This window comes from Pseudomonas sp. FG86, assembly GCF_057808775.1.
Genome location: NZ_JBMDIS010000009.1, coordinates 121,262 through 136,746 on the forward strand (window position 1 = coordinate 121,262; position 15,485 = coordinate 136,746).

At 61.1% G+C, this 15,485-nt stretch carries 11 protein-coding genes and 1 pseudogene; 8 read left to right on the forward strand and 4 right to left on the reverse strand.

Annotation, left to right across the window (positions count from 1 at the left end):
* The first annotated feature begins 7 nt into the window (after positions 1 to 7).
* Together ACODSV_RS09130 and ACODSV_RS09135 are read left to right on the forward strand one after the other, a co-directional pair.
* Positions 8 to 2,044 (forward strand): sensor histidine kinase, encoded by a 2,037-nt coding sequence (locus ACODSV_RS09130; protein WP_489046479.1) that lies wholly within the window; start codon positions 8 to 10, stop codon positions 2,042 to 2,044.
* Between the two features lie 2 nt (positions 2,045 to 2,046).
* Entirely contained in the window at positions 2,047 to 2,625 is a 579-nt protein-coding gene (locus tag ACODSV_RS09135; RefSeq protein ID WP_024077158.1) for a cob(I)yrinic acid a,c-diamide adenosyltransferase, read from the forward strand.
* A 126-nt stretch (positions 2,626 to 2,751) separates the two neighbouring features.
* On the opposite strand, the gene ACODSV_RS09140 is transcribed toward ACODSV_RS09135, so the two are convergent.
* The 3 genes from ACODSV_RS09140 to secA all read right to left on the reverse strand — a co-directional run bounded on the left by ACODSV_RS09140 (position 2,752) and on the right by secA (position 7,924).
* The gene (locus ACODSV_RS09140) at positions 2,752 to 3,696 is read right to left on the reverse strand and encodes a Nudix family hydrolase (protein ID WP_024077159.1); all 945 of its coding nucleotides are present in this window, start codon (positions 3,694 to 3,696) and stop codon (positions 2,752 to 2,754) included.
* A 150-nt stretch (positions 3,697 to 3,846) separates the two neighbouring features.
* Positions 3,847 to 5,064: a bifunctional glutamate N-acetyltransferase/amino-acid acetyltransferase ArgJ gene (gene argJ, locus ACODSV_RS09145; RefSeq protein WP_024077160.1), complete on the reverse strand. Its 1,218-nt coding sequence runs from the start codon at positions 5,062 to 5,064 to the stop codon at positions 3,847 to 3,849.
* A gap of 124 nt (positions 5,065 to 5,188) precedes the next feature.
* Positions 5,189 to 7,924, reverse strand: coding sequence for a preprotein translocase subunit SecA (gene secA, locus ACODSV_RS09150; protein WP_150095525.1), 2,736 nt, complete (start codon positions 7,922 to 7,924; stop codon positions 5,189 to 5,191).
* A 305-nt stretch (positions 7,925 to 8,229) separates the two neighbouring features.
* Between secA and ACODSV_RS09155 the strand changes: the two genes are divergently transcribed.
* Positions 8,230 to 8,685, forward strand: a complete 456-nt coding sequence (locus tag ACODSV_RS09155; protein WP_024077162.1) for a DUF721 domain-containing protein — start codon at positions 8,230 to 8,232, stop codon at positions 8,683 to 8,685.
* Positions 8,686 to 8,689: 4 nt separating this feature from the next.
* Here ACODSV_RS09155 and ACODSV_RS09160 read toward each other — a convergent pair whose 3' ends face one another.
* Positions 8,690 to 10,168 (reverse strand): helicase HerA-like domain-containing protein, encoded by a 1,479-nt coding sequence (locus ACODSV_RS09160; protein ID WP_150055826.1) that lies wholly within the window; start codon positions 10,166 to 10,168, stop codon positions 8,690 to 8,692.
* Between the two features lie 204 nt (positions 10,169 to 10,372).
* On the opposite strand from ACODSV_RS09160, the pseudogene ACODSV_RS09165 reads away from it, so the two are divergent.
* From ACODSV_RS09165 to gpgF, 5 genes and pseudogenes are all read left to right on the forward strand, one after another.
* A pseudogene (locus tag ACODSV_RS09165) lies at positions 10,373 to 11,404 on the forward strand (HAMP domain-containing protein); the annotation flags it as partial.
* 93 nt (positions 11,405 to 11,497) lie between these two features.
* Positions 11,498 to 12,262 carry a methyl-accepting chemotaxis protein gene (locus tag ACODSV_RS09170; RefSeq protein WP_370531131.1) on the forward strand — a complete coding sequence of 255 codons (765 nt, stop codon included), beginning with the start codon at positions 11,498 to 11,500 and terminating at the stop codon, positions 12,260 to 12,262.
* A gap of 187 nt (positions 12,263 to 12,449) precedes the next feature.
* A complete protein-coding gene (gene gpgS, locus ACODSV_RS09175; protein WP_024077165.1) occupies positions 12,450 to 13,571 on the forward strand; it encodes an N-acetylglucosaminyl phosphatidylglycerol synthase in 1,122 nt (373 codons plus the stop codon).
* Positions 13,564 to 14,307: an N-acetylglucosaminyl phosphatidylglycerol deacetylase gene (gpgD, locus tag ACODSV_RS09180; protein ID WP_150095390.1), complete on the forward strand. Its 744-nt coding sequence runs from the start codon at positions 13,564 to 13,566 to the stop codon at positions 14,305 to 14,307. Before gpgS ends, gpgD begins: the two co-directional genes overlap by 8 nt.
* Complete coding sequence (gene gpgF, locus ACODSV_RS09185; protein ID WP_024077167.1) at positions 14,304 to 15,404, forward strand: glucosaminyl phosphatidylglycerol flippase; 1,101 nt, start codon at positions 14,304 to 14,306, stop codon at positions 15,402 to 15,404. The genes gpgD and gpgF overlap by 4 nt, the downstream gene beginning before the upstream one ends.
* Positions 15,405 to 15,485 lie beyond the last annotated feature (81 nt).

The window sequence follows — 15,485 nt, forward strand, 5'->3', positions numbered from 1 at the left end:
AAAACTGATGCCACTGCGCCAGCGTCTCGAAAATCTCCCGGTGGGGCAAAAGCTGCTGGCCGCCCTACTGGTGCTGCTGACCACTGTATTGCTGGTGGCCAACCTGACCTTTATCAGCGCCGCCTACTGGATTTCCCAGGAAAGCATGGCGCCCCAGGCCTTGCAGGCCATCGGTCGGCTGGTGTCCAACCCGGCACTCGCCGCCGAAGCCCTGGAATCTCCAGCCAAGGCCGACGCCCTGCTCAATGAACTGACCAGCTATTCGCCGCTGCGCGCCGCCGCACTGTACGACGGCGAAGGCAACCGCCTGGCGCAGATGCAACATGGCGACCGCCTGCACTTGCCGGACAGCTACCGGCATATCGAGGCCTGGCGGGTCACTGAATTCCGCAGCAACCAGGTGATCACCCTGCCTCGCGCGGGCCAGCCATCCGGGCATTTGCTGCTGGTGGCCAGCAGCGAGCTGCCGGTGGCGTTCTACACCGGTACGTTGACCGCCAGCCTGGGTATCCTGATTTTCAGCGTACTGCTGTGGCTAGTCATCGCCCGGCAGATCAAACGCTTGATCACGCGCCCCATCCATGAGCTGGAAGAGCTGTCCCGCCAGGTCACCCGCGAAGAGAACTACGCCCTGCGCGCCGGCCGCGGCAACCGCGATGAAATCGGCAGCCTGGCCGAGGCCTTCAATACCATGCTGTCGCGTATCGAAGCCCGCGCACAGCAGCTCAAGCGCGCGCGGGACGACTCCCAGGCCGCCTATTCCCAGGCCCAGGGCCTGGCCGAGGAGACGCGCCACACCAACCGCAAGCTGGAACTGGAAGTCCAGGTGCGCAGCAAGATCGAGAAAAAACTCACCGGTTTCCAGAATTACCTGAACAGCATCATCGACTCCATGCCGTCGGCGCTGATCGCCCTGGATGAGCAGCTCTATGTCACCCAGTGGAACCAGGAAGCCAGCGCGCTTTCCGGTACGCGCCTCGACGAAGCCTTGAATCAGCCGATCTACCTCGCCTTCCAACCCCTCAAGCCGTACCTGCCGCAAATCAAGGCTACCGTCGAGCAACACACGGTGGAACGCATCGAGCGGGTCACCTGGATCAAGGACGATGAGCCCAAGCATTACGCCCTGACCTTCTACCCGCTGACGGGCGGTGCCGGGCGCGGCGTGGTGATCCGTATCGATGACATCACCCAGCGCCTGTCCCTGGAAGAAATGATGGTGCAGTCGGAAAAAATGCTTTCCGTCGGCGGGCTCGCGGCCGGCATGGCCCATGAGATCAACAACCCGTTGGGAGCGATCCTGCATAACGTGCAAAACATCCGCCGCCGCTTGTCGCCCGACCTGCCCAAGAACCTGGAACAGGCCGAGCAGGTTGGCATCGACCTGGACACGGTCAACCGTTACCTGCAAAGCCGCGAAGTGCCGCAGCTGCTCGACGGCATCCAGCAAGCCGGCGCGCGGGCGGCGAAGATCGTGACCCATATGCTCAGTTTCAGCCGCCGCAGCAATCGGCAAATGGCGCCTTGCGACTTGCCGGCCCTGATCGACCAGGCCGTGGAAATTGCCGGTAATGACTTCGACCTCGCCATCGGCTTCGACTTCAAGGGCCAGGCGATCATCCGCCAATTCGACCCGCAACTGGGCCCGGTGCCCGGCACCGCCAACGAGCTGGAGCAGGTGTTGCTCAACCTGCTGAAAAACGCCGCCCAAGCCATTCACCTGCGCGGGGACGATCGCGAGCCGGGACGCATCATCCTGCGCACTCGCCTTAATCCGCCCTGGGCCGAAATCCAGGTGGAAGACAACGGTATCGGCATGAGCGAAAACGTGCGCAAACGCACGTTCGAGCCATTCTTCACCACCAAGGAGATCGGCCAGGGCACCGGGCTTGGGCTGTCGGTGTCGTACTTCATCATCACCAACAACCATAAGGGCCAGATGGAGGTGCACTCCACCCTGGGCCAAGGTACCTGCTTCACCTTGCGCCTGCCCCTGGCGGGCAGCCAATTGTCCCCCGCTGAACTTACCCAACTGGAGCACTGACCATGGGCTTTCGCCTGTCGAAGATTTACACCCGTACCGGCGACCAGGGTGAAACCGGCCTCGGCGACGGTCGCCGCGTGCCCAAGGACCACCCACGGGTGGAAGCCATTGGCGAAGTCGATACGCTGAACAGTCAGTTGGGGCTGCTGCTGGCGTATCTCGAAGCACTCGGCGGGCAGCATCCAGGCTTACAGGACGTGATCGAGGTGCTTACGCCTTGCCAGCATCGATTGTTCGATCTGGGCGGCGAGTTGGCGATGCCGGAGTACAAGGCACTGAATGCGGCGGAAGTTGATCGGCTGGAAGCAGCGATTGATCGCTGGAACGAGGAAGTCGGACCGCTGGAAAACTTTATCTTGCCTGGTGGTTCAGCGCTGATTGCCCAGGCCCATGTATGCCGCAGCCTGGCGCGCAGTGCCGAGCGGCGCTGTCAGCATCTGAATGCTGTCGAGCCGTTGGAAGGGGTGGGGTTGGCGTATATCAATCGGCTGTCGGATTTGCTGTTTGTGGCGGCGCGGGTGATTGCCAAGCGCCAGGGTGTTGCAGAAGTGTTGTGGCAGGCGGCGGCGAAGCCGCACTGATGATGATTCGGTGACTGATTGGGCCTCATCGGGGTGCCCCCTCCCACATGTTGATCACATTCCAAAGTTGGAACTCGGTCGAATGTGGGAGGGGGCTTGCCCCCGATAGGGCCCTTCAGAGCACCATCAAAGCTCAGGCCAGAACGCCCGAATCCCTGCGACACCTTGAGCGCCGGCTTCCCACGCCTGCTCCCGCTGCGCAGGCCCAACCCCGCCTAACAGAAACACCGGTTTGCTGAACCCACGGATCAACTCTGCCGCCAGTTCCCAGCCCAACGGTTGGGCATCAGGATGGGTCTGGGTCGGCTGCACGGGCGACAGCGTGACAAAATCCACGTCCATCATTTCCGCCAGCGCCAGTTCTTCGGCGTTGTGGCAGGAAGCCGCCAGCCAACGATCCTTGGGCAGCGGGCGGCCCTTGCTCGCGTATTTGCGCAGTTGCGCGGCGGTCATGTGCCAGCCGGCCGCCGGAAAATCCCCCAGCCATTCAAACGGCCCCTTGAGCATCAACTGCGCCTTACCGGCGCACAGCCCCACTGCGTCCACCGCAAGGTCACGGTACTTGGGGTCATAACCGTTGGGGGCACGCAACTGAACCAGTTTGACGCCACCGGCAATGGCTTTCTGGATACCACGCAACAATGTCGGGGTTTCCAGCTCGCCCGGGGTGATCAGGTATTCGGCGGGCAGGCGTGCGGCGGCAACGATCGGCGCATTGGCTGCCGGAAACTCATAGTTGAGCAAATCCCGTTGGGCCACCCACGCCAGCGGCTGCCCTTCAGCACCATGGGGCTCGCCGGTAAAGGCCGAGACTTCCCAGACATCCAGCAACACCTGCTTGTCCGGGTAGTCATGCTGCACCTTGATCAGTGGCCGCGCCGTGGTGACCTGGATACCCAGCTCTTCCTGCAACTCGCGGGACAGCGCGGTGGCGACCGACTCGTCGGCCTCCACCTTGCCGCCAGGAAACTCCCAGAGACCGCCCTGATGCTGGGTATCGGCGCGGCGCGCCAGCAGGATCCTGCCATCGACGCCGCGGATCACCGCTGCTGCTACATGCACTCGTTTCACGCCACTGTCTCCCTTACAAGCCTTGAGCTGCCCTTTGCAGGAGCGAGCCTACTCGCGAAAAACGCCCAGGCACCGCGTGCATCCAGAATGTCCGCGTTATCGTTGACGTTCTTCGCGAGCAAGCTCGCGCCTACGAGGTAACGTTCGTTTTCAGGTGCGGTATTCCGCATTGATCTTCACGTATTCGTGGGACAGGTCGGTGGTCCAGATGGTTTCGCTGCAGTTACCACGCCCCAGTTCGATGCGGATGGTGATTTCTTCCTGCTGCATCACCGCCGAGCCCTGGGCTTCGGTGTAGGTCTCGGCGCGCGCGCCACCGCTGGCGATGCATACGTCGCCGAGGAACACGTCGATCTTGCTCACATCCAGGTCCGGCACGCCGGCACGACCGACGGCGGCGAGGATACGCCCCCAGTTCGGGTCGGAGGCGAACAGTGCGGTCTTGATCAGTGGCGAATGGGCCACGGTATAACCGACATCCAGGCATTCCTGGTGGTTGCCGCCGCCGTTGACTTCAACCGTGACGAACTTGGTTGCGCCTTCGCCGTCACGCACGATGGCCTGGGCCACGTCCATGCACACTTCGAACACCGCCTGCTTCAATGCAGTAAACAGCGGCCCGTTGGCTTCGGTGATTTGCGGCAGGTTGGCTTGGCCAGTGGCGATCAGCATGCAGCAATCGTTGGTGGAGGTATCGCCATCAATGGTGATGCGGTTGAACGACTTGTTGGCGCCATCCAGGATCAGGCGTTGCAGCACATCGCGGGAAACTTTGGCGTCGGTGGCAATGTAGCCGAGCATGGTGGCCATGTTCGGGCGAATCATGCCCGCACCTTTGCTGATGCCGGTCACGGTGACCGTCACGCCTTCGTGCACAAACTGACGGCTTGCACCTTTGGGCAGCGTGTCGGTGGTCATGATCCCAGTGGCGGCGGCCGCCCAGTTATCCACAGACAGGTCATCCAACGCGGCTTGCAGGGCCGCTTCGATTTTTTCCACGGGCAGCGGCTCGCCGATCACGCCGGTGGAGTACGGCAGTACCTGGCTGGCGTCCACGCCGGTCAGTTGCGCCAGCTTGGCGCAAGTACGGGCGGCGGCAACCAGGCCAGGTTCACCGGTGCCGGCGTTGGCATTGCCGGTGTTGGTCAACAGGTAACGAATCGGGCCGGCCACGCGCTGCTTGGCCAGGATCACCGGCGCGGCGCAGAAGGCGTTGAGGGTGAACACACCAGCGACGGTCGAGCCTTCGGCACAGCGCATCACCACCACGTCCTTGCGCCCCGGGCGTTTGATGCCGGCCGAAGCGATACCGAGTTCAAAACCGGCAACCGGGTGCAAAGTGGGCAAAGGACCAAGACCAACAGCCATGAATGCGCTCCTTAAAAATAGGTGGTGTCTGTGCCGTCGCGTTCGACGGTAGGAATTAATGGCAAAACGCCGCGACGGCTGATGCCGGTCGCGGCGCGGGGTGTTGCAGCGTCAGGCGAAAATCTTAGTTGATTTCGCCGTGGCAGTGTTTGAACTTCTTGCCCGAACCGCACCAGCACAGCTCGTTACGGCCCAGCTTCTGCTCGTTGCGCACGGGGGTCTGGGCCAGGGCCACATCGACCTCCTCGCCCAACACCTCAGGAGCCTCGAGACCTGGCGCTTCGTCATGCTGGAATTGCATGCGCGCAGCCAAGGCCTCCGCTTCCTGGCGCAGGCGAGCTTCTTCCTCGACCGGATCTTCGCGACGCACCTGGACGTGGGACAACACGCGAATCGAATCGCGCTTGATCGAATCCAGCAGCTCGGAGAACAGCGTGAACGACTCGCGCTTGTACTCCTGCTTAGGGTTCTTCTGGGCATAGCCACGCAGGTGGATGCCATGACGCAGGTGGTCCATGGTCGACAGGTGGTCTTTCCACAGGTCATCCAGCACGCGCAGTACGATTTGTTTTTCGAAAGTACGCAGGGCTTCGGCGCTCGCCTGCTCTTCTTTCTCGTTGTACGCGGCCAGCAGCTCGGTCATGAGCTTCTCGCGCAGGGTTTCCTCGTACAGGTGGTCGTCTTCGTCGAGCCATTGCTGGACCGGCAAGTCAACACCGAAGTCGCTCTTCAACGCAGCTTCCAGACCGGCAACATCCCACTGCTCAGGCAGGGACTGTGGCGGAATGTGCGCGCTGACGGTGGCGTTGAGCACGTCCTGGCGGAAATCGGCAATGGTCTCGCCAATGTTGTCGGCGGCCAGCAACGTGTTACGCATGTGATAGATCACTTTACGCTGTTCGTTGTTGACGTCATCGAACTCGAGCAGTTGCTTACGAATGTCGAAGTTACGACCTTCTACCTTGCGCTGGGCCTTCTCGATGGCGTTGGTCACCATGCGGTGCTCGATCGCTTCACCGGACTGCATGCCCAGGGCCTTCATGAAGTTCTTCACCCGATCCGAGGCGAAGATACGCATCAGGCTGTCTTCCAGCGACAGGTAGAAACGGCTGGAACCGGCGTCACCCTGACGACCGGCACGACCACGCAGCTGGTTGTCGATACGGCGCGACTCGTGGCGCTCGGAAGCGATCACCTGCAGGCCACCGGACTCCAGCACCGCCTGGTGGCGTTTCTGCCAGTCGGCCTTGATCTGGGCGATCTGCTCAGGGGTCGGGTTGTCCAGGGACGCAACTTCCACTTCCCAGTTGCCGCCCAACAGGATGTCGGTACCACGACCGGCCATGTTGGTGGCGATGGTCAGCGCGCCTGGGCGGCCGGCCTGGGCGATGATCTCGGCTTCTTTTTCGTGGAACTTGGCGTTGAGGACCTTGTGCTCGATGCCTTCCTTATTGAGCAGGTTGGACACATGCTCGGAAGTCTCGATGGTGGCGGTACCCACCAGGATCGGACGACCCTGGGCCATGCCGTCCTTGATGTCATTGATGATCGCCGCGTATTTCTCTTCGGCGGTCAGGAACACCAGGTCGTTGAAGTCTTTACGCGCCAATGGCTTGTTCGGCGGAATGACCACCACCGACAGACCGTAGATCTGGTGGAACTCGAACGCTTCGGTGTCGGCGGTACCGGTCATGCCGGACAGCTTGTTGTACAGACGGAAGTAGTTCTGGAAAGTCGTGGACGCCAACGTCTGGCTTTCAGCCTGGATGTTGAGCATTTCCTTGGCTTCGATGGCCTGGTGCAGGCCTTCGGACAGACGACGACCCGGCATGGTACGGCCGGTGTGTTCGTCAACCAGTACGACCTGGCCGTCCTGGACGATGTATTCGACGTTGCGATGGAACAGCTTGTGGGCGCGCAGGCCAGCATACACGTGGGTCAACAGGCCCAGGTTGTGTGCCGAGTACAGGCTTTCGCCCTCGGCCAGCAGGCCGATCTGGGTCAGCATGTCTTCGACGAACTGGTGGCCGGCTTCGTTGAGTTCGACCTGGCGGGTCTTCTCGTCGATGGTGAAGTGACCTTCTTTGGTCACCACGCCTTCCACTTCCTCGATGTGCTGCTCCAGGCGCGGGATCAACTTGTTGATCTCGGTGTACAGGCGCGAGCTGTCTTCGGCCTGGCCGGAGATGATCAGCGGGGTACGGGCTTCGTCGATGAGGATGGAGTCGACTTCGTCGATGACGGCAAAGTTGAGTTCACGCTGGAATTTTTCTTCCATGCTGAACGCCATGTTGTCGCGCAGGTAGTCGAAGCCGAATTCGTTGTTGGTACCGTAGGTGATGTCGGCAGCGTAGGCCGCGCGTTTTTCTTCCGGCGGTTGGAACGGCGTCACGACACCGACGGTCAGGCCGAGGAATTCATACAGCGGGCGCATCCAGTTGGCGTCCCGGCGGGCCAGGTAGTCGTTCACCGTCACAACATGCACGCCCTTGCCGGACAGTGCGTTGAGGTAAACACCCAGGGTCGCCACCAGGGTCTTGCCTTCACCGGTACGCATTTCGGCAATCATGCCTTCATGCAAGGTCATGCCGCCGATCAACTGGACGTCGAAGTGGCGCATGCCCATGACGCGCTTACCGGCTTCACGGGCAACCGCAAAGGCTTCGGGGAGCAGCTTGTCGAGGGTTTCACCTTTGGCTATGCGGGCCTTGAACTCTTCGGTCTTGGCGCGCAATTGCTCGTCCGAAAGGGCAACCATCTGCTCTTCGAAGGCATTGACCAGCTGCACCGTCTTGAGCATGCGTTTGACTTCGCGCTCATTCTTGCTTCCAAAAAGTTTCTTTAACAAAGGCGCAAACATATCGGCAGGTTCTTCCACACATAGGGATGGAGGGCGCACCGTGAGTGGCCCGAGCAGCCCTCACGGCCGCATGCGAACGCGCATTCTACCCGGAATCGTGGGTGAGGAAAGTGGCGTTGTTCCCCGATGCTGGCATGGTGCTGTGAGAGGGCTTGTTTAAAATAAGGGCTTTTGCTGGAACTTCAACCCATGGAGCCCAGAAGTTATCTATTGATTTCACGGGTAAAGCCTCGCCAATGCATTGCCTGGGGGTGCCTGGGCGGATTCTGCTAAGATGGCCGCTCTGTTACTTTAGGTGTCTGATCATGGCATTTCGCCCTCTTACAGCCCGCGCGCCCAGCGTGTTGCTTCGCGAAGCCAAGCCGTTGAAAGCCATCTTCGGCCATGCGCAACGCTTGGGCCATTTGCAACGCCTGCTTGAAACCCAACTGCAACCTGCCGCGCGGGAACACTGTCATGTGGCCTCCTGGCGCGAAGGCAACCTGCTGCTAATTGTCACAGATGGCCATTGGGCAACACGCCTGCGCTATCAGCAAAAACGCCTGCAACGGCAATTGATGGCCTTCGATGAGTTCGCCAGCCTGACGCGGATCCAGTTCAAGGTGCAACCGCCAACCGTGCAGCAAGGCGCGGTCGGGCACACAATCAATTTATCGGTGAACGCGGCCGAGACCATTCAAGCCACGGCCGACGGCATCAGCGACCCGGGCTTGCGCGCGGCACTGGAGCGCCTGGCCGCGCATGCCAAGCCCAAGCCCTGATCCGTTATTTGCGCTTGCTCCCCCCCAGTAAAGACCCCAACAAGCCCCGCACCAATTGCCGCCCCATCTGATTGGCGGCTTGCTGCATGGCGGACTTGAGCGCCTTGCCCGCCGCGGTCCCCAGGAACGCACCGGCCTTATCGGTAAAGCTCGGCTCCTGGGCTGCAGGCGTGGACGCCTCGGCAGGCCCCAATTCCTTGCGCGCCATCAGTACTTCATAGGCCGACTCTCGATCAATCGGCTTGTCATAACGGCCTTGCAACGGCGAACTGGCGACCAAGGCGGCACGTTCACCTTCACTGAGCGGCCCGATCCGCGATTGTGGCGGTGCGACCAACACGCGTTGGACGACTTCCGGTGTGCCTTTTTCCTGCAAGGTGCCCACCAATGCCTCGCCCGTACCCAGCTCTGTCAGGACCGCCAAGGCATCGAACGCAGGGTTGGGGCGAAAGCCGTCCGCCACCGCTCGCAGGGATTTCTGCTCTTTAGTGGTGAACGCACGCAACCCATGCTGGATACGCAGGCCCAGTTGCGCCAGCACCGCATCAGGCAAATCGCCAGGGGATTGGGTGACGAAATACACCCCCACCCCCTTGGAGCGAATCAATCGAACCACTTGTTCCAGGCGGTCCTGCAAGGCCTTGGGCGTGTCGGCGAATAATAAGTGGGCCTCGTCAAAAAACAGCGCCAGCAGCGGTTTGTCCGCATCGCCGCGCTCCGGCAGCTGTTCAAACAACTCCGCCAGCAGCCACAGCAGAAAGGTCGCATAGACCTTCGGCGCGTCATGCACCAGGCGGCTGGCGTCCAGCAAATGGATGCGTCCGCGTCCGTCGCTGGCAGGCTGCAAAATATCCTCAAGCTGCAGGGCCGGCTCGCCAAACAAGGCTTCGGCACCCTGCTGCTCCAGCACCGCCAGGCGCCGCAACAATGCCTGGCTGGAACCCGTGGTCATCAGCGCGGCATCTTCCCCCAGCAGTTCCGGGTGATAGCGTAGGTGGTTGAGCAGTGCCTTGAGGTCCTTGAGGTCCAGCAGCAACAGGCCTTCGCGATCTGCCACCTTGAATGCCGCGTAGAGCGCCGACTGCTGGCTGTCCGTCAACTCCAGCAGGCTGCCGAGCAACAGCGGGCCCATTTCGCTGATAGTGGTGCGCAAGGGATGACCAGACTGGCCATGAATGTCCCACAGCGTGACCGGATACGCCTTGCTCGTGTAATGAAGAAAGGGCATGCCGGCGATGCGTTCGGCCACCTTGCCCAGCGGGTTCGCCGCAGCGCCCAGGCCACAGAGGTCACCCTTTATATCGGCGGCAAATACCGCCACGCCCGCATCACTGAACGCCTCGGCCAGGCGTTGCAGCGTGACGGTCTTGCCCGTGCCGGTGGCGCCAGCAATCAACCCGTGGCGGTTGGCCAGGCGCATGGCCTGGGCGATGGGCTGGTCGTCGGGACCGGCACCAATAAGGAGTTGCGAGGAATCAGGCATTTCGTCACCTATGGTTAATCTTTCGTGCCGCCAGTCGATACAGACAGATGTGAGACCCACAAAGTCTAAAAATAGGTCAGATAGTTCCTACAGGGACCCACAGAGCTATCGCCAAGAAGTATCACACCTTTTTTGACACTGCCATTTTGCGCCTCCCACAAGGACGCGCTTCGGATATAAAGACCTTAGCGGACCCTTCAAGCCATGAATAAAAATCTGCGTTTCAGCCATAAAATCCTGCTTGCAGCCTCCCTTATCGTCATTGCCGCCTTCGCGCTGTTTACCCTCTACAACGACTACCTGCAACGCAACGCGATTCGCGACGACCTGAATAACTACCTGCATGAAATGGGCGATGTCACCGCCAGCAACATTCAAACCTGGCTCACCGGGCGCATTGCGTTGGTGGAAAACGCTGCGCAAAACATCGCCATCAATCCCGAACCAAGCGTGGTTGCCAGCCTGCTGGAACAGAAAGCCCTGACCTCTGCATTCATGGCGACCTACGTGGGCGACAGCAAAGGCGCCTTCACCATCCGTCCCGACACCAAGATGCCGGACGGCTTCGACCCGCGCGTTCGCCCCTGGTACAAAGGCGCCCAGAACAGCAACGGTTCGACCCTGACCGAACCCTACATCGATGCCGCAACCGGGCAATTGATCATCTCCATCGCCACCCCCAGCGCCAAGGGCAGCCAGAGCATCGGCGTGGTCGGCGGCGACCTGAGCCTGCAAACCCTGGTGGACAACATCGCAGCCTTGAACTTCGGCGGCATGGGCTATGCGTTCCTGGTCAGCGCCGACGGCAAAGTGTTGGTGCACCCGGACAAAAACCTGGTGATGAAGACCCTGGCGGACGTCTACCCGACACACACACCCAAAATCAGCGGTGATTTCAGTGAGGTCCAAGCCAATGGCAAAGACAACATCGTGACCTTCACGCCAATCAAAGGGCTGCCATCGGTGAACTGGTACCTGGGTATTTCGGTGGATAAAGACAAATCCTTCGCCATGCTCAGCGAATTCCGTACCTCGGCCGTCATCGCTACCGTCATTGCCGTGGTGATCATCATCGCCCTGCTGGGCATGCTGATTCGCGTCTTGATGCAACCGCTGCACGTGATGACCCGTGCCATGCAGGACATCGCCGACGGTGAGGGTGACCTGACCCGCCGGCTGACCATCCAGAACCACGACGAGTTCGGTATCCTGGGGAATGCGTTCAACCGCTTCGTGGAACGCATTCATACATCGATTCGCGAAGTGTCCTCGGCCACCGAGCACGTCAACGAAGTGGCCCTGCGGGTGGTCAGCGCCTCCAACTCGTCAATGGTCAACTCCGACGAGCAGGCCAACCGTACCAACAGCGTTGCCGCCGCCATCAACGAGCTAGGGGCCGCAGCCCAGGAAATCGCCCGCAACGCTGCGCAAGCATCCAACCAGGCCAGCGATGCGCGGCAGTTGGCCGAAGACGGTCAACAGGTGGTTGATCGCAACATCAAGGCGATGACCCAGCTTTCCGCGATGATCAGTACCTCAAGCAGCAATATCGAAGCACTTAACAGCAAGACGGTGAATATCGGCCAGATTCTTGAGGTAATCACCAGTATTTCCCAGCAAACCAACCTGCTGGCACTCAACGCCGCCATCGAAGCGGCGCGTGCCGGGGAAGCCGGACGCGGGTTTGCGGTGGTCGCCGATGAGGTGCGCAACCTCGCGCATCGCACCCAAGAGTCGGCGCAGCAGGTGCAGACCATGATCGAGGAGCTGCAAATCGGCGCCCGAGACTCGGTCAGCACCATGAGCGAAAGCCAGCGCCACAGCCTCGACAGTGTGGAAATCGCCAACCTGGCCGGCGAACGCTTGAACAGCGTGACCCAGCGCATCGGTGAGATCGACGGGATGAACCAGTCCGTCGCCACCGCCACCGAGGAGCAGACTTCGGTCGTGGAGTCGATCAACATGGACATCACCGAGATCAATACGCTTAACCAGGAAGGCGTGGAAAACCTGCAATCAACCCTGCGCGCGTGCTCGGACCTGGAACAGCAGGCGGCGCGGCTGAAGCAACTGGTGGGTAGTTTCCGCATCTGACAGGCAGCCCTCTCGCTCGCGATAGCGCAGTATCAGCCGGTGATGTATTGACTGAACCACGGCTATCGCGAGTGAACCCTCTCCCACACTGACGCTGTTCAAACTCGATCGCACCGTGCATCCCCAATCTCGATCGAACATCTATCCTTACCTCAGGTCCACGTTAGGAGAGCAACGGATAGGAGGGATGTTCATCGTGCACATTGCGGACATAACCATGTTCTACGCCCCTGCCAGCGGTGGCGTACGCACTTATCTCGACGCCAAGCATCGGCGTCTGGCGCTCAAGCCCGGCATTCGCCACAGCCTGTTGATCCCCGGCGCGCACTTGAGCGAACAGGATGGGATCTTCAAGGTGCCGGCGCCTGCCCTGCCCTTCGGCAAAGGCTATCGCTTCCCCCTTCGGCTCGCGCCCTGGCGAAATGTCCTGCATGACTTACAGCCCGATCTGATCGAAGTTGGCGATCCCTACCTGACCGCCTGGGCGGCACTGGATGCGCGGCGCCAGCTGGATGTGCCGGTCATCGGCTTCTACCATTCCGATTTACCGCTGCTGGTGAGCAACCGCATGGGGCCTTGGTTTACCCCTAATGTCGAGGCGTATGTCAGCAAGCTCTACGGCAATTTCGATCGGGTATTGGCGCCGAGCCAAGTGATGGCCGACAAGCTCATCGGGCTTGGGGTCAGGAATGTGTTCGTGCAGCCGCTGGGTGTCGACCTGCAGACCTTCACGCCGGCCGTGCGCGACCCCGGCTTGCGCGCCGAACTGGGGATTGATGAAGACACCCGCCTGCTGATCTTCGCCGGGCGAGGTTCCAAGGAAAAAAACCTGCCGGTGCTGCTCAAGTGCATGAAGCGCCTGGGGGATGGCTACCACTTACTGTTAGTGGGCTCTGGCATGCCGGCCAGCGTACCGGACAACGTCACGGTGATCGATGGGTTCCGCCCCGCCCTCCATGTCGCCCGGTTGATGGCCAGTGCCGACGCGCTGCTGCATGCCGGAGACCAGGAAACCTTCGGCCTGGTGATCCTGGAGGCCATGGCCTGCGGTATCCCGGTCGTTGCCGTGGCGGCCGGTGCGTTCACTGAGATTGTCGACGAGCGCTGCGGCCTGCTCTGCGCGCCCAACCACCCCAAAGCGATGGCCGATGCCGTGCGCGAGTTGTTCGGCACCGATAGTCGGCGCCTGGGGGAGCAGGCACGACGCCATGTCGAACAGCATTACGCCTGGGACACGGTGGTCGATAGCCTGCTGGGTCATTACTACGCGGTGCTGGGCCGCCACAAACCGATGCTCGCCCATGGTTGAGCGCTCGGTTTTACTGGTGCTGCACGATGTCGCGCCGCACACCTGGACCGACTATCGCCCATTCGTCGAAGCTGTCGACGCCTTGGGCGCCGTGCCGATGACCTGGCTGGTGGTGCCGGACTTTCATCATCGTGACGCCCTGGCCGCCCACACTGATTTCCGACGGTTGCTCGACACCCGCGTCGCCAAGGGCGATGAACTGACGTTGCACGGCTACTACCATTGCGACGATCAACCGCCACCGCGCTCGCCAAAAGAGTGGTTCATGCGCCGGGTCTATACCCATGAAGGCGAGTTCTACCAACTGCCCCAGGTCCAGGCCTTGCAGCGTATTACCGATGGCATCGAGGTGTTCCAACGCAATGGCTGGCCGCTGCAGGGCTTCGTCGCCCCTGCCTGGCTGATGAGCCAGGGCACTCGCCAGGCACTACGCCAATTACCCCTGAGCTACACCAGCGACCCGCAGCACCTGTATCGCCTGCCCGACTTCACCGCGCTCAATGCGCCGGGGCTGGTGTGGAGCGGGCGCAGCGCCTGGCGCCGTGGCTTGTCCAAAGTCCTCAGCGACCGACGTGAGCAACACTGGCAAACAGCCCCGGTCATTCGCCTGGGGTTACACCCGGTGGACATGCGCCATGAGTTTTCCCGCCGTTATTGGCTGGACACCCTGCAACGCCTGTTGAACGCCGGACGCATCCCACTGACCAAGGCCGCGTGGCTGGCGATGCAACCGTGAGCCGATTGATCTGGCTGTTGCTCGCCCTGCTGGTCGCGCTGGTGATTCCCGTGGGATTGGGGGGCAGCGAAACCATAACGCGCCTTCGGCAATTCCCCTTGCCGCTGCTGTTGCTGATGTTTGTCATGATTGTCCTGTGCTGGCTGATCAACAGCCTGCGCATCCGCTTATTGCTGGGCATGCACCGTGGCCGGTTGGGGCGACTTAAATGCCTTGGGGTGGTGATCTCGACTGAGTTCGCCATGTGCGCTACACCCGGTGGCAGCGGTGGGCCGCTGACCTTGATGGCCTTGCTGGCACGCCACGGTATACGCCCGGCCCACGGCAGCGCGGTATTCGCCATGGACCAGTTGAGCGACTTGCTGTTTTTTCTTTGTGCGCTGGTGGGGATCGCGTTGTACGCGCTGTTCCACAGCCTCAATCCACGCCTGGAATGGTTGCTGGGGCTCAGCGCCGTATCGATGACCGGGGGCGTTGTCAGTTGCCTGCTCATGGTGCGATTTCATCGGCGCCTGATTCGCCTGATAGGCCTGGCACTCAAGGCCCTAAAGGTTCGGGCCACGACACGGCGGCGCTGGGCACGCCGGCTGCTGCATTTTCTAGCGGCATTCAGTGACACGCTGAAACTGCCTTGGCACACACTGGTGGCAGTGTTCGCGCTGACCAGTCTGCATTGGCTATTGCGTTACAGCGTGCTGTACCTGGCGCTACGCGGGCTGGGCGGCGATGTGCAGTGGGCCTGGAGCTTCCTGATCCAGATGCTGTCTTTGACGGCGGGGCAATTCAGCCTGTTACCGGGCGGTGCCGGCGCGGCGGAACTGACGTCGGCGGCCTTGCTGGCGCCCATGGTGGGCAAATCCACCGCCGCGGCGGCGATTTTGATCTGGCGGGCGGTGACCTATTACTTCTATCTGTTGGCCGGTGGGCCGGTGTTTGTGCTGATGGTTGGCAAACCACTGCTCAAGCGTCTTTTTCAGGGTAAGCAGGTTGCTCCTGCAACTGCTCCCATAACTGGGCAGCCCCTGGGAAGTCCGTACCATCCTCGGCATCCAGCGCATCCGGGTCATAGCGACTCAGACACCCCTCGCCCAACGTAGCGGGCGCCTTGGATGTGGCTTTATCGAGCGGGTCGGTCATGGGCTTGTCCTCTTATGCCGATCAATAAAAAGGGCCTGCGA